Raw genomic sequence first — 18,885 nt, 5'->3', positions numbered from 1 at the left:
CCCCCTGATTGTTCGGGGTTGGGGGAGCTTTGCCCGGCGCGGGGCAGGCTTGCAGTAAAAGGGTTCACCATGGGATTTATACTGAGACGTTTCTCCTTCTATCTGGTCGCCTTTCTGGTGGCCGCCACCATCAACTTCCTGCTACCCAGAGCCATGCCGGGGGATCCTGTCTCCGTCATGTTTGCCCGGGCTGGCGCCATAATGGAACCCGCCGCGCTGGAGGCCCTCAAGGCCACCTTCGGTTTCGTGGACGGCCCCATAAGCACCCAATTTCTCACCTATGTGAAGAGTGTCTTCACCTGGGATCTCGGCACCTCGGTGCGCTACTACCCCCAACCTGTGGCCGACGTACTCGGACGCGCCATCGGCTGGACCCTGTTCCTGGTAGGTACCTCCACCATACTGAGTTTCTCCGTCGGATCCATCGTCGGCATCTTCGCCGCCTGGCACCGGGGGGGACGCATGGACAGCATACTCTCCCCGCTCACTCTGGTGATGCAGGCCATTCCGCCCGTGGTCATCTCGCTGCTCGCCCTCTTCCTATTCGGGGTCAGTCTGGAGTGGCTGCCCATCGGCTATGCCTACAGCCCGGAGATCACCGCCGATTTCGGCTGGGAACACATCAAGAGCATCATGCTGCACGCCGTCATGCCGGTGCTGACGCTGGCCATGGTGCAGGTGGGGGGCTTCCTCATCACCATGCGCAACAACATGATCAACCTGGATTACATCACCATGGCCAAGGCCAAGGGGCTCTCCAGCAACAGAGTCATCTTCAACTACGGTGCCCGCAACGCCATACTGCCGAGCGTCACCGCGCTCTCCATGGCGCTCGGTTTCGTCATCGGCGGCTCCCTCATCACAGAGGTGATCTTCAACTACCCGGGGCTGGGTCTGACTCTCTATCAGGGCATTCTGGCCCGTGACTACCCGCTCATTCAGGGGCAGCTGCTCATCATGACCATCACCATGCTCAGCTTCAACTTCCTGGCCGACGTGCTCTACGTCTTCCTGGATCCCCGTCTGCGTACAGGAGGCAAATAAGATGCGTATGCCGACTATTTTGAAAATCCTGCTGGGCAACAAGAAAGCCGCCTTCGGCCTCTTCATCGTGGTCAGCTTCGTGCTGATGGCACTGTTCGCCCCCCTGCTGGCCAGCAACGAACCGACCAAGCGAGTCTCCCGTCCGCACCAGCCCCCCAGCGCCGAGTACGTGATGGGCACCACCCGCATGGGCCACGACATCTGGTCCCAATTTGCCAACGGCGCCCGCATCTCCCTGATGGTAGGCTTCGGGGCCGGCATACTGGTGTGCGCCCTCGCCATCACCATCGGCATCACCGCCGGCTACTTTGGCGGCGTGATCGACGAGTGCCTCACCTTCCTGATGAACGTGGTGCTGGTGATCCCCAACCTCCCCCTGCTACTGGTGCTCGCAAGCTTTATCGGGGAGGCGTCACCGACGGTGATTGCGCTCATCATAGGCTTTACCTCCTGGGCCTATGGCGCGCGCGTCATCCGGGCCCAGACCCTGGCGCTGCGCGAGAAAGAGTTCGTCATCGCCGCCGAGGTGCTGGGGGAGCCGGCCTGGCGCATCATTCTGGTGGAGATACTGCCGAACCTCATCTCCATCATAGGGGTGAGCTTCATCGGCTCCATCATCTACGCCATCGTCACCGAGGCGACCCTGGAGTTCCTGGGGCTTGGCGATCCGACCGTGGTCAGCTGGGGCATCATGCTCTACAACGCCCAGACCTCCAGCGCCATCCTGGTGGGTGCCTGGTGGGAGATCCTGGCCCCCTGCTTCGCCATCGCCACCCTGGGCGCAGGTCTGGCCCTGCTCAACTTCGCCATCGACGAGATAGCCAACCCTCAGCTGCGATCCCATAAAGGGCTCAACCGCTGGAAAAAACTCGCCGCGCCCGTCGCAGCACCACAGGAGAGGACAGCATGAAGACCCCACCCCTGCTGTCGGTACGCAACCTCTGCGTCGACTACATCACCGAGAGCGGCGACGTGCGCGCCGTCAACTCGGTCAGCTTTGACATAGCCCCCGGCGAGGTATTCGGCCTCGCCGGCGAGTCCGGCTGCGGCAAGTCCACCATCGCCTTCTCGGTGGCCCGGCTGCACAAGCCGCCCGCCTACATCAGTGGCGGCGAAATCCTGTTCAAGGGAGAAAACATACTCCACTACGGCGAAGAGCGGTTGCGCTCCTATCGCTGGCAACAGGTCTCTGTGGTGTTCCAGTCCGCCATGAACGCGCTCAACCCAGTGCTGCGCATGGAGGAGCAGTTCTGCGACGTGCTGCTGGCCCACAATCCCGGCATGACCCGTTATGAGGCGATCAAGCGCGCCCAGGTGCTGCTCGAGATAGTCGACATCCATCCGAGCCGGCTCAAGGATTATCCGCACCAGTTTTCCGGCGGCATGCGCCAGCGGCTGGTGATCGCCATCGCCATGGCACTCAACCCCGAGCTCTTGATCATGGACGAGCCGACCACGGCGCTGGATGTGGTGGTGCAGCGGGAGATACTGCAGAAGGTCTACGCCCTGAAAGAGCAGTTCAACTTCTCCATTCTGTTCATCACCCACGATCTCTCCTTGATGGTCGAATTCTGCGATCGCATCGGCATCATGTACGCCGGTGAGCTGATCGAGGTAGCGCCGTCCAAGGCGATCCTGACCTCGCCCCTGCACCCCTATACCCGCGGGCTCGGCAACTCGTTCCCGCCCCTGCACGGCCCGAAAACCGTGCTGGAGGGGATCCCGGGCACCCCGCTCAACCTGCTGGAGGTGCCGGTCGGCTGCCGCTTCCAGGCCCGCTGTGGCAAGGTGCACGATCGCTGCCGCCAGGAGTACACCCGCCTGGTCGAGATCCGCCCGGGGCAACAAACCGCCTGCCACCTTTATGAGGTGCAGGATGAGCAACCGGATCCCGTTTTCTATCTGGACAAGGCCGCTGGCTGTTAAGGATGTCTGTCATGCAAATCGCCCAAACCGACGCGCCCATCATCGAAGTCCAGCACCTTTACAAGGACTTCCCCGTCAACTCCAATGCCATCAAGAGCGGCAAGATGCGGGCCCTCTCCGACATCACCTTCAACCTGCACCGGGGCCGCGCCCTGGCGGTGGTGGGGGAGTCAGGCTCCGGCAAGAGCACCATCGCCAAGATGTACAAGCTCTCCAGCGGCCGCATCCTCTATCGCGGCCGGGATCTGGAGGAGTTCAACAAGGGCACGGCACTGCTCGACTACCGCCAGAGCGTGCAGATGGTGTGGCAAGATCCGTTCGGTTCGCTCAACCCGACCCACACCATCTATCACCATATCGCCCGCCCCCTGCTGCTGCACAGCAAGGTGATCGACAAGAAAGAGCTGCCCGAGATGGTCTATACCCTGCTCGAAAAGGTGGGGCTCACCCCGGCCAAGGCCACGGCGGCCAAGTACCCCCACCAGCTCTCCGGCGGCCAGCGCCAGCGGGTCAACATAGCCCGCAACCTGGCGGTGGAGGCGGAGGTGGTGCTGGCGGACGAACCCACCTCCATGCTCGACGTCTCCATTCGCATCGGCATCCTCAACCTGATGGAGCAGATGAAAAACGAGCTGGGGGTCTCCATGCTCTACATCACCCACGACATCGCCACCGCACGCTATGTGGCGGAAGACTTGGCGGTGATGTACGTGGGTCACATGGTGGAGTGGGGCGAGGTGGACGAGATACTGCACCACCCGCAGCACCCCTACACCCAGCTGCTCATCTCGGCGGTGCCCGACCCCGAGAAGAGCATCCACGCCGCGCTGGAGGGGGGCCGCAAGGGGGAGATACCGCTCTGGACGCCGGACTCCTGTGGCTGCCCCTTCGCCGGGCGCTGCAACCAGGCGATGGCCCGCTGCAATGATGAGCTGCCCCCCATCACCAAACTCGCCGACAACCACTTCGTGCGCTGCTATCTCTACGAGTGATACTCGCCACTAAAACGGCCGGACAAGCCAGTCCGGCCATGCCTCGATGCGGGGCCACCACGGCCCCGCTATGTGCCTCACAGCAATGGGGTGAACCACAGGAGCAATACCTTGATGGAACTCTTGATCAATCAGGTGGGTTACGAGTGCGACGGGCACAAGGTCGCCCTGCTGCAAACCTCCCCCGCCCATGATCTCGGCGGCTATGTCAGGCTGCAACGCTTAAGCGATGGCCAGACGCTGTTTGAAACCCAACTGCAAGCGGCCGGTGAAGTCCCTGGCTGGCAGGGCCGAGCCTACTGGCGCGCCGACTTCTCCGCCTTCAAGGAGCCCGGCCACTACCGGCTGGAGGCGATCACTGCCCCCACAGGCGCAGCCACCACGGAGCAGCGCATTGTCCGCTCTACCCGCTTCACCATCGGCCAGGATCTGCTGGCCAGCCGCTGCCTCTCCGACGTCATCCACTACTTCAAAGGGCAGCGCGCCAGCGGCGCCTTCGATCGAGCCGACCGCACGGCCCGCCTGTTTGGCACCGATCAACGCAAAGACGTACACGGCGGCTGGTTCGATGCCAGCGGCGACATGAGCAAGTACCTGAGCCACCTCTCCTACGCCAACTACCTCAACCCCCAGCAGACCCCCATGGTGGTGTGGGCCCTGCTCAAGTGCCGGGAACTGCTGGCCCCGCGCCGCGACATAGACGGGGTGAACCTCTGCAAGCGGCTCAATGACGAGGCGCAGCACGGGGCGGATTTTCTCTGCCGGATGCAGGATGAGTCGGGCTTTTTCTTCATGACCCTGTTCGACAAGTGGAGCAAGGATCCCGCCCAGCGCGAGCTGTGCGCCTACGCTACCCAGCAGGGGATCAAATCCGCCAACTGGCAAGCCGGTTTCCGCCAAGGGGGCGGCATGGCCATCGCCGCGCTGGCCCGCGCCGCCCGCGAGAGCGTCAGTGGCGACGTCGATGCCAGCCGCTACGCCGAGGCGGCCAGACGCGGCTATCTGCACCTGCGCGAACACAACCTCGCCTATCTCGATGACGGGGTCGAAAACATCATCGACGACTACTGCGCCCTGCTGGCAGCGGTGGAGCTGACCCGTACTCTGGGCACAGAGTGGCTGGCTGAAGCGCGGGACAAGGCTGGCAAGCTTTGCGCCCGCCAGCGCATCCATCCGGAGCTGGGTCACTACTGGTCAGCCAACGAGGATGGCTCGCGCCCCTACTACCACGCCGCCGAAGCGGGTCTGCCGGTGCTGGCGCTGCTGGAATATTTAGGCGTAGAGCCGGATCAGGGGCGCAGGGCTCAGGTGCAAACCGTGGTGCAGCAGGCTCTGGCCGCCGAGCTGGCACTTTGCACCCAAGCAGGCAACCCCTTCTCCCTCGCCCGCCAGTATGTGAAAGGGGTGGATGAAGCGCCTCGCGTCAGCTTCTTTATGCCCCACCACAACGAATCCGGTTACTGGTGGCAGGGGGAGAATGCCCGGCTGGCCTCCCTGGCCGCCATGGCCTTTGCCGCCGCCGAACAGCTCCCGCAGCAATCCGGGCCGCTGCTCGGCTTCGGCCAGCACCAGCTCGACTGGATCCTGGGGCAGAACCCGTTCAACGCCTGCATGCTGGCGGGCCACGGCATCAACAATCCGGGCTACACAGCCGGTTATCCCAATGCCCTCGGTGGCATCTGCAACGGCATCACCGCCGGGTTCGATGATGAAAACAACCTTGCCTTCATTCCTGAGCAGTACAAGGATCGGCTGGATCAGAACTGGCGCTGGGGGGAGCAGTGGATCCCGCACGCCGCCTGGTTTGCCCTCGCCATCACTTGGCAGAGCGCGCAGGGAGGCCGCCATGATTGAGAGCGGCTCGGACATCATTAGCACTGGGGGAGAGCAGTGGATCCTCCATACATTCCGCCTGGTTTGCCCTGGTCATCAGCTGGCAGAGCGCACAGGGAGGACAGCATGATTGAGTACTGGGTCGGTGTGGATGGCGGCGGCACTCACACCCGCGCCCGCATTCGGGACAAGGCGGGCAAGCTCTTGGGTGAGGGGCGCGCCGCCGGATCCAACCTGGAGCTCGGCATAGAGATCGCCCACACCAACGTGCTGGCCGCCATCGATCTGGCCAGGGTTGAAGCCGGATTAGGTAACGATTCACAGCAACGGATGGGAGTCGGTCTGGCACTGGCCTCCGCCGAGCTGGCGGAGTGCTATTACGCCATGCTCGAGATGCCCTTTCCCTTTGCCAGCGTCAGGCTCACCTCCGATGCCTTCGGTGCCTGCCTCGGTGCCTTTGGCGGCGAGGAGGGGGCCATCCTCATCGCCGGCACCGGCTCGGCCGGGCTCATCTATCGCCACGGTCAGCTGCACACCTGTTCCGGTCGCGGTTTTCCCATTTCGGATCTGGGCAGCGGTGCCTGGCTGGGGCTGCGCGCTATCCAGCAATCCCTGCTCTGCCACGACGGCATCCTGCCCCCCAGCACGCTGGCCATCCGCTTGCTCGATCACTTCAAACGGGATCAGACCGAAGTGGTGCGCTGGGCCGCCCGCGCCATTCCCGCCGACTACGGCCGCTTCGCCCCCTGGGTGTTCGATGCCGCCAGCGACGGCGACGAGCTTGCCTGCCAGCTGCTTGACGAGACCTGCGCCCAGCTGAATACCCTGCTGGAGGGGATGCAGCAGCTGGGAGCCAGCCAGATTGCCCTGCTCGGCGGCATCGGCATGCGCCTCGCTCCCCGGCTGGCGCACCTCAACCTGGTCAACCCCAAGGCCGATGCACTGGAGGGGGCCATACTGTTTGCCCAGTCGGAGTCGTTCCCATGTCTGCACTGCTGAGCCTTGTCCAATTTGATCTGCCCGCCGGCGGGGACAGGATCCCCCTCTGCCCGCTTCGGGGAATACCCATGCCTGCACTTTGGATCCCTCCCCGGGTTGACCAGTACCACAAGGAGATGATCGCCCTGTTTGTTCCCTTAACTCCATCAGAGGAATTTTCATGTCTACACCCCTGATCCACACCCAGGTTGACCGACGCGATGGCGAGGACGTCTGGTTCCGATTCAGCCTGAGCCAGTTGCCGGCAGCCCCCTGGAAACTTCACTTCTGCCTGGCACGCCACATAGATCCCGCCTCCCTCGAAGGTGCCAGACTGGAGCGCCAGAGCGGCAGCTACAAGGTGCTGATCCCGGCCGAGGGGCAAAGCGAGCTGCGTTTTTGCTGTCGCAACACCCCCATCAAGCGATTGTCTGACATGCCGCAGGGCTTCTTCCTGAGCCTGCCCGAGGCGAGCACGGGCACCCAGCTGATGCCGGTCACCTTGGTGGAACAAGAGCTGGGCCTGCCGCCAAGCGGGCCCGGCGCCCCGGATCTGCCAGAGGTCGAGCCCCTCACCGGCATAGTGCCCCAGCCAGATCAGCTGGTGCTGCTGGAGGGCAACTTCCGGCTGGCGGAGCGGGCTCATGTCAGCGGGCCCGGGTCGCTGACCGGCCTGCTGGCCCATTTCAACGAGCTGACTGGGCTAGCGCTGGAGCAGGATCATGATGCCGAGATCCGGCTGTTCGAGGCCCCCCTGGCTGCCGAAGCCTATCGCCTCACCATCACGCCTGAGGGGGTGACCATAGCCGCAGCTGGCGAGGCTGGCTGGCGCCACGGCCTGACAAGCCTGGCCCAGTGGGCTCTGCAGCACGGAGAGAGCCTGCCCTGCATCGAGCTGGTCGATGCCCCCCGCTTCGGTTTTCGCGGCATCTTCCTCGACTGCGCCCGCCACTTTCACCCCGTCGCTAACCTCAAGCGCCTGCTCAAACTGATGAGCCTCTACAAGTTCAACCGCTTCCACTGGCATCTGACCGATGACGAGGGGTGGCGGCTCGAGATCAAGGCTTTCCCGCAACTGACAGAAATCGCCGCCTGGCGTGGCCACGATCTGCCAGTGGGGCCCCAGCTCAGTGGCGGCCCCGAACCCTATGGCGGCTACTACACCCAAAGCGAGGTACGCGAGCTGGTGGCTTATGCCAGCGAGCTCGGTATTACCGTCATCCCCGAGATCGACATCCCGGGCCACTGCCACGCCGCCATCAAGGCGCTGCCCGGGCTACTGATCGAGGAAGCGGATCGCTCCCGCTACCTGTCGGTGCAATATTTCGACGACAACGTGCTCAACCCGGCCCTGCCCGGCACCTATCAGTTCCTGGAGGCGGTAATCGACGAGGTGTGCGAGCTGTTCCCGGGCCCCTTGGTACACATGGGGGGGGACGAGGTACCGACCGGAGTATGGACCGACAGCCCGGCCTGCCAGCAGTTGATGCAACGGCAGGGATATCAGGATTACCGCGAGCTGCAGGGCCACCTGCTGCGCCACTGCCAACAGTATCTGGCCAGCAAGGGCAAGCAGATGCTGGGTTGGGAGGAGATATTGCACGGCGACAAGGTAAGCCGGGATGCCACCATCTTCGCCTGGACCAGCTTCCAGGCAGGGCTGGATGCCGCGGCTGCGGGCTATCCCGTTGTGATGGCACCGGCCCAGCACCTCTATCTGGATCTGGCCTGGAGCCAGGATCCCCGAGAACCCGGCCTCTACTGGGCGGGCACCCTCAATCTGGAGCAGGTCTATCGATGTGATCCTGCCCCGGCCGATTTCCATGCCAACGATAACATCCTGGGGGTGCTGAGCCCCTTATGGTCGGAACTGGTTACCTCTCGTGACCGTCTCGACTATATGTTGTTCCCGCGCATGCTGGCCACCGCCGAGGTGGCCTGGAGCGACGCCACCCGCAAGGCGTGGGATCACTTCGCCGCCCGCCTGCCGGGCCAGCTGCAGATCCTCGACCAGCTACAGGTGCGTTATCGGGTGCCACAGAGGTAGTGTTATCTTTCTGTCTGGCGACCTTTGGGTCGCCTTTTTTTACCATCCACCAACAAAAAACCAACTTTCCCCTACCATTCATCCGCCATTGTTGGCAAAATTCAGCCCCCTATGAAGCCGACTCGGCGCGCCTTGGCAATCACCTGCAACCACGCCCGGATCTGCCACAATAACAACGACAAAACTATCAACAAGAACATCGGAGCCTATTCCTATGGCTCGCAGAGACGTCCATACCCTGGACAGCGAAGTGGAGTTTCCTGCCGACGAACAACTCGTTTCCACCACCGACCTGCGCGGAGTGATCACCTACGCCAACCCCGCCTTCTGCCGCATCGCCGGCTACCCCGTTGAAGAGCTGGTCGGTCACAACCACAACCTGGTGCGCCACCCCGACATGCCCAAGGCCGCCTTTGCCGATCTGTGGGCCCGCCTCAAGGAGGGCAAGCCCTGGCGCGGCATGGTGAAGAACCGCTGCAAGGATGGCCGTTACTACTGGGTCGACGCCTATGTGACCCCCATCTACGAGGGGGGCAGGATCAGCGGCTACCAGTCAGTGCGCTGCAAACCGGAACCTCAGCTCAAGCGCGTCGCCAGCCAGACCTATCAGGCCCTGCTCAAGGCTGAGCGGGGCTCGGCCAGCAGCCTTCCCTCTTTCAACCGCGTGCGCCTGCCGGTGCTGGGCTTGCTGTTGCTCGGCCTGCTCGGCTGGGCCTTTCTCAGCAAGGGCGCCATGACAGCCCTGCTGATGCTGCTGCCCCTGGTGCTCATCGGTGGCGCCTACTGGCGGGAAATATTCTCCCTGCCCCTCTACCTGCAGCAGCTCGGCCGGGAGTATGACAGCCTGACCCGGCTGGTTTATTCGGGTGACGGCCCGGGCGCCATCGCCGATTTTCACATCAAGATGCTGCAGGCCCGCATCCGTACCGTGCTGGGCCGGATCAACGATGCGACCCATCCCCTGCAAACCCTGGCCACCAACCTGAAACAGGCGTCCCATCAGGCCTGTCTCGACATCAACGAGCAGGATGCACAGACCCAGCAGATGGCTGCCGCCATGACCCAGATGGCCAGCACGGCTCATGAGATTGCCCATAACATTCAGGACTCCAACGGTCAGGTCAACGAGGCACGCAGCCGCTGCGAGCACACCAACAAACAGCTGAGCCAGACCGAACAGCGCATCGAGCAGCTCGCTAAACAGGCTGAACTGGCGTTCAACTCTGCGGTAGAACTTGCCAGCGAGTCGGAGCGGATCGGCAGCGTCATGGGCGAAATTCAGGGCATAGCCGATCAGACCAACCTGCTGGCCCTCAACGCCGCCATCGAGGCGGCGCGGGCCGGTGAGCAGGGCCGCGGCTTTGCGGTGGTGGCCGACGAGGTGCGTACCCTGTCGACCCGCACCCACAAGGCGACCGAGCAGATCCAGGGCAGCATACAGCAGATCCAGCACACACTGGGACGCTGGAAGGGGATGATGCAGGAGAACCTGCAACAGACCCGCCAGGGCGCCAGCAGCCTGCATTCCGTACTGGAAGAGATAGAGCTGGTCACTGAGCACTCCACCCAGATCGCCGCCGCCGCCGAGCAGCAACAGGCGGTGGTGGAGGAGATCAGCCGCAGCATCAACCAGATATCCCAGTACTCCCAGGCCAATAGCCAGAAGATGCAGGAGGTCGACGACTCGAGTCAGGAGCTGCTGGAGCGCGCCAGGCAACTCAAGGGGCTCAGTCAGACCTTTGGTTGACACAGGTTGCCACCCCCACGACAGAAGCGCCACAATGGCGCTTCTGTCGTTTCTGGAGAGTCATGACCCATGAGAATGGAGCCAGCCCCTGCCCCCCTGAACAAGGTCGCCCGCATCGAGGCGATCCTCGCCCTGATCCCGCCCGGCAAGGTGGTCAGCTATGGTCAGGTGGCCGATCTGGCTGGGCTGCCCGGTCGAGCCCGACTGGTGGGCAAGGTGCTGCGGGAAACGGACAAGGTGCTGCCCTGGCATCGCGTGCTGGGCGCAGGTGGCACCATTTCACTGCCAAAAGGGTCGACAGGCTTCATGGAACAGACGGGGCGATTGCAGCAGGAGGGGGTGCCTGTGATAGGCGGGAGGGTAAAGATGCGGGAGTGGCAATGGCAGCCCGACCTCGCCGAGCTGCTATTCCTCATCCCTTTTTAAAACGCTGCTATTTTTTGTTAAACCAGAGCGCTGCGGTTTCTCATGATGTTCTGTTGAGTCACAACGCGGCTATCTGTCTTGGTTTCCTTTCGAATCAAAGAGCTGTCATGCCTCCTTGTTCCCTTTCAAGTCACAGTGTGAGGGGAGCCAGGATCTCGTCGCTGCGCACCTGCACGGGTATGGTTTCATACTCCCGTTGCAGCAACACCAGCAGACTCTGCCTGTCCACTTCCAGCACATAGGCAGTTCCTTCCCGGGTCAAGCAGGTCATTCCCGGCCGGATCTCGTTAATCTCCATCACAACCTCCGTGTACAGCGCTGCCATCCTTGCAGCCGTTTCAGTATACCGTCATCTCCCAACAAAAAGGCCCCTGCAAGGGGCCTCTTTCATCATAGTGTGAACTGCGCGCCATCACGCCTTCTTCGACTTGGCCAGGCTCTCCTGCCACTTGCCGTTGTCGTAGTGCGCCGTCCAGCCCGTTGCCTTGCCGTTGACCTCCGTCATCACGTACTGCTCCTTGGTCTTGCGACTGAAGCGAACGATGGAGGCGTTACCGTCAGGATCTGACGCCGGGGCGTCAGCCAGGTACTGGTGCTTGGGCGAGAGGCGTTCCTTGAAGCGCTTGAGCTCTTCCACCAGAGGTGCACGGGTCTCGCGGGATTTCGGGAAGTTGCTGGCGGCCAGGAACAGGCCCGCCGCCCCGTCACGCAGCACGAAGTATGCATCGGATTGGGTGCACTTGAGCTCGGGCAGCGGTACAGGATCTTCTTTCGGCGGCGCTATGTCGCCGTTTTTCAGGATCTTGCGGGTGTTCTTGCAAGTCTCGTTGGTACAGCCCATGTACTTGCCGAAACGGCCGTTCTTGAGCTGCATCTCGGAACCGCAGCGATCGCACTCTATGCTGGGGCCTTCATAACCCTTGAGCTTGAACTGGCCCTTCTCGATTTCGTAACCGTCGCAATCAGGGTTGCGACCACAGACGTGCAGCTTGCGGCTGTCGTCTATGATGTAGGCGTCCATGGCGGTGCCGCAGACGCCGCAGCGATGCTTGGCACGCAGCGCCTCGGTTTCGGCCTCGTCACCGTCGGTGGCGGAGACAAATTCGTCGGCGGAGACCAGGTTGATGGTCTTCTTGCAGCGCTCTTTCGGCGGCAAGGCGTAACCTGAGCAACCGAGGAAAACGCCGGTGGTGGCGGTACGAATGCCCATCTTGCGGCCGCAATCCGGGCAGTCGATGTCGGTCAGCACCATCTGGTTGGCACGCATGCCACCCTCTTCCGCATCCCGATCCGCTTTTGCCAGCTCCTGGGTAAATTCTTCGTAGAAGGCGTCCAGCACCTTCTTCCACTCCAGGCTGCCTTCGGCGATGCCATCAAGCTTGTCTTCCATCTTGGCGGTGAACTCGTAGTTCATCAGCTCGACGAAGTTCTCCACCAGACGGTCGGTGACGATTTCACCCATCTTCTCGGCGAAGAAACGGCGGCTCTCGACCCGCACATAACCACGATCCACGATAGTGGAGATGATGGAGGCGTAGGTAGACGGACGGCCAATGCCGCGCTTTTCCAGCTCGCGCACCAGGGCCGCTTCGGTGAAGCGCGCGGGCGGCTTGGTGAAGTGCTGGCGCGGATCCAGCTTGATCAGTTTGAGTACCTCACCCACTGTCACCGCAGGCAGCTGGCTGTCTTCGCCCTTGCGCCCCATGGGCGGCAGTGCCTTGGTCCAACCGGCGAAGCGCAGGGTACGACCACGGGCCTTGAGCTCGAACTCACCGGCCTTGACGGTCAGGGTGGAGGAGTCGTACTGGGCAGGCGTCATCTGGCAGGCCACGAACTGGCGCCATATGAGGTCATAAAGCCGCATTGCATCCGGCTCCATGCCTTCCAGCATCTCGGCAGTCACCAGCACGCTGGAGGGACGGATCGCCTCGTGAGCCTCCTGGGCACCGGCCTTGGAACCATAAAGGTTCGGCTCGGCCGGCAGATAGGCTGCGCCATACTGCTCACCGATATATTCCCGCAGTGCCTCGACCGCCTCTTTGCTGAGGTTGGTGGAGTCGGTACGCATGTAGGTGATGTAACCCGCTTCATACAGACGCTGGGCCATCATCATGGTCTTCTTCACCCCGAAGCTCAGACGGGTCGATGCCGCCTGTTGCAGGGTGGAAGTAATGAAGGGGGCGGACGGCTTGGAGCCGGTCGGCTTGTCTTCCCGGTTCACCACCTTGTAGTCGACCCCTTCGAGGGCGGCCACGGCGGCAAAGGTCTCGGCCTGGGTGACCGGCTTGAAGTCGGCGCCGTTGCGGCTGACCACTTCCATGCGCAGATCGCTCTTGTCACCGGTCAGCAGATCGGCGTTGAGATCCCAGAACTCGACCGGTACGAACGCCTTGATCTCGCGCTCTTTATCGACGATGAGACGCACGGCAACAGACTGCACCCGGCCGGCAGAGAGGCCACGTGCCAGCTTCTTCCAGAGCAGGGGGGAAACCATGTAGCCCACCACCCGGTCGAGGAAACGACGGGCCTGCTGAGCGTTGACACGGTGGATGTTCAGCTCGGATGGCTGGGCAAACGCTTCCTGAATCGCAGTCTTGGTGATCTCGTTGAACACCACCCGCTTGTAGCGGCTGTCGTCACCACCGATGATCTCGCGCAAGTGCCAGGCGATGGCTTCTCCCTCTCTATCCAAGTCGGTTGCGAGATAGATGGTATCGGCCTTGGCGGCCAGACTTTGCAACTCACTGACCACTTTCTCTTTGCCGGGCAAAATCTGGTAGTTGGCCTGCCAGCCTGCGGTCGGATTGATCCCCATCCGTGAGAACAGGGCATTGCGATCCTTGGCAGCCTTCTCTGATTCGCTCAGCTTGATACCGCGAATGACAGGTTTTTTGGGCTCGTTGCTGCCGCTGCCACTGGTGGGCAGATCGCGAACATGACCGACGCTGGATTTCACCACGTAGTCTTTGCCCAAATATTTATTGATGGTCTTGGCCTTGGCCGGAGACTCCACTATGACCAGTGATTTGCCCATGCTGTAACTATTATCCTCATTGCACCCGACGGGGTTGGTGTGCGGTTTTGTGGGGCTGTATAAGAGATTTGACGCGAAAAAGCAATCTTGTGAGCAAATTAGCTCACCAGCCCGAACCACCTGACCTCTTTATTTATTAATGCGAAGCCGAGCCTTGGGAAGCAACCGCTTTTTTATTTTTATGCCATATCAACCCCTTTTTTATATTTGAAACGACATAACAAACCGCTCTTGCAACATAACAAACCACTTTAGTTATCAGCTTGTTACAAAAGACAAAATCTCCTTATAATGGCTGCATCCCGCAGCTTTGTGCGCGGAAGGAACCGCTACCCATATAAAAATCGAAAGGATGTACTCAATGAAGCACTTCGAGGTCAATTTCGACGGCCTGGTCGGCCCGACCCACAACTATGCGGGCTTGTCCTACGGCAACGTTGCCTCCCAGAGCAATGCCAAGGAAGCGTCCAATCCCAAGGAGGCGGCCAAGCAGGGGCTGCGCAAGATGAAGGCGCTGACCGAGCTTGGCATGACCCAGGGGGTGCTGGCACCGCAGGAGCGGCCGGATCTGGCTACCCTGCGCCGCCTCGGCTTCACCGGCAATGATGCAAGCGTGCTGGCCCAGGCCGCGAAACAGGCGCCCGCCGTGCTGGCCGCCTGTTATTCAGCTTCCAGCATGTGGACTGCCAACGCCGCCACCGTCTCCCCGAGTGCCGATACCCAGGATGGCCGGATTCACTTCACCCCCGCCAACCTGACCAACAAGTTCCACCGCTCCCTCGAACCCGAGGTGACGGGCCGCATACTGCGCGCCGTGTTCAACAACGACCGTCACTTCTATCACCACCAGCACCTGCCGGAAAACGATCACTTTGGTGACGAGGGCGCCGCCAACCACACCCGACTGTGTCGTGCCTACGGCGAATCCGGGGTCGAGCTTTTCGTCTATGGCCGCAGCGCGTTTGATGTCTCCCAGCCCGCCCCCAAGCGCTATCCGGCCCGCCAGACCCTGGAAGCCAGCCAGGCCATCGCCCGTCTGCACGGGTTGAGTGAAGAGAGTGCCGTCTTCATCCAGCAGAATCCGGACGTGATCGATCAGGGGGTGTTTCACAATGACGTGATAGCGGTAGGCAACCAGAACGTGCTCTTCTTCCACCAGCAGGCGTTTCTCAATACCGAGTCGGCGCTGATCGAGGTGCGCAACAAGTTCGGCGAAGGCGAACTGCACTTCATCGAGGTACCGACTGCCGAGGTGTCGGTGCAAGATGCGGTGAAATCCTATCTGTTCAATACCCAGATCCTGACCCTGCCGTCCGGCGAGATGGCGATCATCGCCCCCACAGAGTGTCGTGACAATCCGGCGGTATCGGCCTACCTCGGCAAGCTCATCGCCCAGGGCACCCCCATCAAGCAGATACACTACATGGACGTGAAGCAGAGCATGCGCAACGGCGGTGGCCCCGCCTGTCTGCGGCTGCGGGTCGCCATGAACGATCAGGAGCTGGCGGCGGTCAATCCGGCCTGCCTCATCAACAACAGCCAGTTCGCCCGGCTGGATCAGTGGGTGGAGCGCCACTACCGCGACAGTCTGGCGCTGGATGATCTGCGCGACCCGGCACTGGTACAGGAGTCCCGTACCGCACTGGACGAGCTGACCCAGATCCTCAAACTCGGCTCCGTCTACCCCTTCCAGCGCTGAGAACCTGTTCACGATCTTGCTGCGACAGAATGATAAACAGAGAGCCGGGCAATGCCCGGCTCTCTTGTTTCAACCCATTGAACTGTGCCTCAGCGCCAGGGGCTCTGTTGCCACAGCCGGCCGAGACTCGATTCCAGCGCCAGGGCCGCCTGCTGGCCCAGCTTCTGGGTCAGGCTTTTTGGCTTGCGATAGCTGATGCCGACCACCTTGTGGTGGTTGGCCTGGGCCAGCAGGTAGTCGTCGCTGGTGCAGAGGGTATCCACCAGCCCCAGCCCCTTGGCCTGGCTCGCCAGCCAGTGTTCCCCGGTGGTGACACTGTCTATGTCGAGGTGGGGTCTGTGCTCGGCCACGAACGCCTTGAACCGCTCGTGGATGGCGCCCAGCTCCTCACGAAACTTTTCCCGCCCCAGGTCGTCGTTCTCACCGAACATGGTGATGGTGCGCTTGTACTGGCCAGCGGTGTGCATCTCGAATTCGATGTCGTGCTTTTTCAAGAGCTTGTTGAAGTTAGGCAACTGGGCAATCACTCCGATGGAGCCGACGATGGCAAAGGGCGCCGCCAGTATCTGATCTGCCACGCAGGCCATCATGTAGCCGCCGCTCGCCGCCACCTTGTCGATGGCTACGGTGAGCTTGATGCCCTTGTCCCGCAGTCGCTGCAGCTGGGAAGCTGCCAGGCCATAGCCATGGACCACACCGCCGCCGGACTCAAGACGCAGCAACACCTCATCACCAGACTGGGCGACCCCTATCACGGCGCTCACCTCTTCTCGCAAGGACGCCACCTCTTTGGCATCCATGCTGCCGTTGAAATCGAGCACAAACAGGCGGCTGCGTTCGTCTTCCGTCTTGGCGCGCGCCTTGTGTTCGGCCTTGCGCGCCTTCTCCAGCTGCTTGCGCTCGGTCTTGCCGGCCAGCGCCGCCTGCAACTGGTAACGCCCTGCTTCCAGCTCGCTGGAGAGATCGGTCACCACCAGCTCACCCTTGCGGGATTTCGGCTGACGGCTGCTGATCACCATCAGGATGACGGCAGCTACGGCCAGTAGTAAGGTGAGGGTCTTGGCCAGGAACAGCCCATATTCGGTCAAAAATGCCACTTGATGCTCCGCTCAGTGTTCGAGTTTTTCACATTCTAGGGAGTTTGCAGGGCTCGCGCAAAAACTCTGCGACAGTGGCTCAAAAAACAGACTCGACAATCACAACCCCTCTATTTTCTTCACATTTTTGCCGTCTCATACTGGTCAAATGCCGTGCGGGATCAGTACACTTGCCCCTCTATTGCCGCGCGCATCTGCCACGAATTTGTTAACAGGAGTTGTCATGCTCGATTATCAGGCACCCCGGGATCTGCTCAAGGACAAGGTCATTCTGGTCACAGGTGCCGGTGACGGCATAGGCCGCGAAGCGGCGATCACCTATGCAGCCCACGGCGCGACCGTGATCCTGCTCGGCCGCACCAGTGCCAAACTCGAGGCTGTTTATGACCAGATTGAGGCCGCCGGTTATCCACTTCCCGCCATAGTTCCGGTGGACCTGAAAGGAGCAACCGCCGCTCACTATCGCGGCATGGCCGAGACCTTCGCCCAGCAGTTTGGTCGCCTCGACGGCGTGCTGTTCAACGCGGGCCTGCTCGGCACCCTTTCTCCCTTCGAACATATTCAGGAGAAAGAGTGGGACGAGGTGATGCAGGTCAACGTGAAATCTGAATTCCTGCTGACCCAGGCGCTGCTGCCGCTGATCCGCCAGACAGCCAAGGAGCATGGTGATGCCTCCATTGTCTACACCTCCTCCAGCGTGGGGCGCAAAGGCCGCGCCTACTGGGGCACCTACGCTATCTCCAAGTTCGCCATCGAAGGCATGATGGAAGTGCTGGCCGACGAACTGGAAAACACGGCTGTGCGAGTCAACACCCTCAACCCGGGCGGTACCCGCACCAAGATGCGCGCCAGCGCCTTCCCGGCGGAAGATCCCCAGCAGCTAAAGACGCCGGCCGACCTGATGCCGCTCTATCTCTACCTGATGGGACAGGACAGCCGTGGCAAAACCGGTCAGACCTTTGTGGCCCAGCCCAAATAAATCAACAAAATAACCGGAACCCTGCACCGCATGGGGTTAAATTCAATAGGGTGTCGTCGGCACCCTGTCGAAGGCCTTTATCAGATCCGATCCCTTATCAGGTTGAGATATGTTTCGTCCCAAGAGCACGTTTGAGCAATGGCGGATCTTTCAGGCCGTGGTGGACTGCGGCGGTTATGCCCAGGCCGCCGAGGCGCTGAACAAGAGCCAATCCTCTCTCAATCATGCGGTGGCCAAGCTGCAGCAGAGTCTGGGAGTCCCCCTGCTGGAAGTGAGGGGGCGCAAGGCGGTATTGACGCCGGCAGGGGAGATCTTCCTCAAGCGGGCCCGTCAGCTCAGCCAGCAGGTGGAAGAGCTGGAAAATCTGGCCAACAACCTGGAGCGGCAGTGGGAGCCGCAGATCAATCTCTATGTTTCCGTGCTGCAACCGCGGGAGCGTCTCTATCGGGCACTGGCCAACTTCTATCCCCGCAGCCGGGGCTGCCGCGTCAATCTGCACGAACGCATTCACTGCCACTTCAATGCATTGCAGGTAGGGGATCTCATGCTGTCCGAACACCTGCCCCAGGATCGCACCGGCCTGCCGCTGGACGAAGTGTGCCTGCTGCCGCTCTGCTCGGCCGAACATCCCCTCGCTGCCCTGACGGGAGCCGTCTCAACCGAGGAGCTCGCCAGCCATAACCAGATAAGCTTGCATCCCCCCATCCACCGCTCGGTGGACTGGAACGATGCGGACGACACCGGCTGGAAGGCGACCCACTATCACGAAGCCATCGCCATGCTCAAACTCGGCCTTGGCTATGCCTGGTTGCCCCGCCATCTGGTGCAGGAGGAGCTGGGCAGCGGCGCCCTGGTGCCACTGGATCTGGAGAGCGGCAACGAGCGCCATCTCTATACCTATCTGCTCACCCCGTCAGCCGATACCCTGGGTCCGGCCACCGAACTGCTGCTGCGCTGTCTTCGCAACGAATATCAGACCGATAACGACAAGTAACCTCGGTAAGCGACAGCGATACTGATATCTCAGCTCACGCCATCAACGGCCGATACCCTGGGTCCGGCCACCGAACTGCTGCTGCGCTG

Annotated in this window: 15 protein-coding genes; 12 read left to right on the top strand and 3 right to left on the bottom strand. The window is 61.6% G+C overall.

Translation table 11 applies throughout. From position 1 onward, the window contains the following. The first annotated feature begins 69 nt into the window (after positions 1–69). The 9 genes from AXW79_RS03405 to AXW79_RS03365 all read left to right on the top strand — a co-directional run bounded on the left by AXW79_RS03405 (position 70) and on the right by AXW79_RS03365 (position 10,993). Complete coding sequence (locus tag AXW79_RS03405) at positions 70–1,044, top strand: ABC transporter permease (protein ID WP_005312218.1); 975 nt, start codon at positions 70–72, stop codon at positions 1,042–1,044. Between the two features lies 1 nt (position 1,045). Beyond that, on the top strand, positions 1,046–1,954 hold the full coding sequence (locus AXW79_RS03400; protein WP_005312215.1) for an ABC transporter permease: 909 nt from the start codon (positions 1,046–1,048) through the stop codon (positions 1,952–1,954). Continuing rightward, positions 1,951–2,970, top strand: a complete 1,020-nt coding sequence (locus tag AXW79_RS03395; protein WP_005312211.1) for an ABC transporter ATP-binding protein — start codon at positions 1,951–1,953, stop codon at positions 2,968–2,970. Before AXW79_RS03400 ends, AXW79_RS03395 begins: the two co-directional genes overlap by 4 nt. Positions 2,971–2,981: 11 nt before the next feature. Beyond that, positions 2,982–3,962, top strand: a complete 981-nt coding sequence (locus AXW79_RS03390; protein ID WP_005312208.1) for an ABC transporter ATP-binding protein — start codon at positions 2,982–2,984, stop codon at positions 3,960–3,962. Between the two features lie 114 nt (positions 3,963–4,076). Then, positions 4,077–5,816 carry a glycoside hydrolase family 9 protein gene (locus AXW79_RS03385; protein WP_005312204.1) on the top strand — a complete coding sequence of 580 codons (1,740 nt, stop codon included), beginning with the start codon at positions 4,077–4,079 and terminating at the stop codon, positions 5,814–5,816. A gap of 105 nt (positions 5,817–5,921) precedes the next feature. Continuing rightward, a complete protein-coding gene (locus AXW79_RS03380) occupies positions 5,922–6,794 on the top strand; it encodes a BadF/BadG/BcrA/BcrD ATPase family protein (protein ID WP_005312200.1) in 873 nt (290 codons plus the stop codon). A 160-nt stretch (positions 6,795–6,954) separates the two neighbouring features. Then, positions 6,955–8,820: a beta-N-acetylhexosaminidase gene (locus AXW79_RS03375; RefSeq protein WP_011898983.1), complete on the top strand. Its 1,866-nt coding sequence runs from the start codon at positions 6,955–6,957 to the stop codon at positions 8,818–8,820. Between the two features lie 214 nt (positions 8,821–9,034). Beyond that, positions 9,035–10,567 carry a methyl-accepting chemotaxis protein gene (locus tag AXW79_RS03370; protein ID WP_005312194.1) on the top strand — a complete coding sequence of 511 codons (1,533 nt, stop codon included), beginning with the start codon at positions 9,035–9,037 and terminating at the stop codon, positions 10,565–10,567. Positions 10,568–10,636: 69 nt separating this feature from the next. Then, positions 10,637–10,993: an MGMT family protein gene (locus AXW79_RS03365; RefSeq protein WP_011898984.1), complete on the top strand. Its 357-nt coding sequence runs from the start codon at positions 10,637–10,639 to the stop codon at positions 10,991–10,993. Between the two features lie 130 nt (positions 10,994–11,123). On the opposite strand, the gene AXW79_RS23275 is transcribed toward AXW79_RS03365, so the two are convergent. Further along, a complete protein-coding gene (locus AXW79_RS23275) occupies positions 11,124–11,291 on the bottom strand; it encodes a hypothetical protein (protein ID WP_005312189.1) in 168 nt (55 codons plus the stop codon). Between the two features lie 114 nt (positions 11,292–11,405). Continuing rightward, the gene (gene topA, locus AXW79_RS03360) at positions 11,406–14,027 is read right to left on the bottom strand and encodes a type I DNA topoisomerase (protein ID WP_005312182.1); all 2,622 of its coding nucleotides are present in this window, start codon (positions 14,025–14,027) and stop codon (positions 11,406–11,408) included. 361 nt (positions 14,028–14,388) lie between these two features. Here topA and astB point away from each other — a divergent pair, with 361 nt between their 5' ends. Next, a complete protein-coding gene (gene astB, locus AXW79_RS03355; protein WP_005312179.1) occupies positions 14,389–15,726 on the top strand; it encodes an N-succinylarginine dihydrolase in 1,338 nt (445 codons plus the stop codon). Positions 15,727–15,815: 89 nt separating this feature from the next. On the opposite strand, the gene sohB is transcribed toward astB, so the two are convergent. After that, positions 15,816–16,823: a protease SohB gene (gene sohB / locus AXW79_RS03350; RefSeq protein ID WP_005312177.1), complete on the bottom strand. Its 1,008-nt coding sequence runs from the start codon at positions 16,821–16,823 to the stop codon at positions 15,816–15,818. 223 nt (positions 16,824–17,046) lie between these two features. Here sohB and AXW79_RS03345 point away from each other — a divergent pair, with 223 nt between their 5' ends. Beyond that, on the top strand, positions 17,047–17,802 hold the full coding sequence (locus tag AXW79_RS03345; protein ID WP_005312174.1) for a YciK family oxidoreductase: 756 nt from the start codon (positions 17,047–17,049) through the stop codon (positions 17,800–17,802). Between the two features lie 109 nt (positions 17,803–17,911). Continuing rightward, complete coding sequence (locus AXW79_RS03340) at positions 17,912–18,796, top strand: LysR family transcriptional regulator (RefSeq protein ID WP_005312172.1); 885 nt, start codon at positions 17,912–17,914, stop codon at positions 18,794–18,796. Positions 18,797–18,885: the final 89 nt, after the last annotated feature.

It is taken from the genome of Aeromonas salmonicida subsp. salmonicida (genome assembly GCF_001643305.1).
Taxonomy (GTDB): domain Bacteria; phylum Pseudomonadota; class Gammaproteobacteria; order Enterobacterales; family Aeromonadaceae; genus Aeromonas; species Aeromonas salmonicida.
This window is presented reverse-complemented; position numbering and strand designations above follow the sequence as displayed.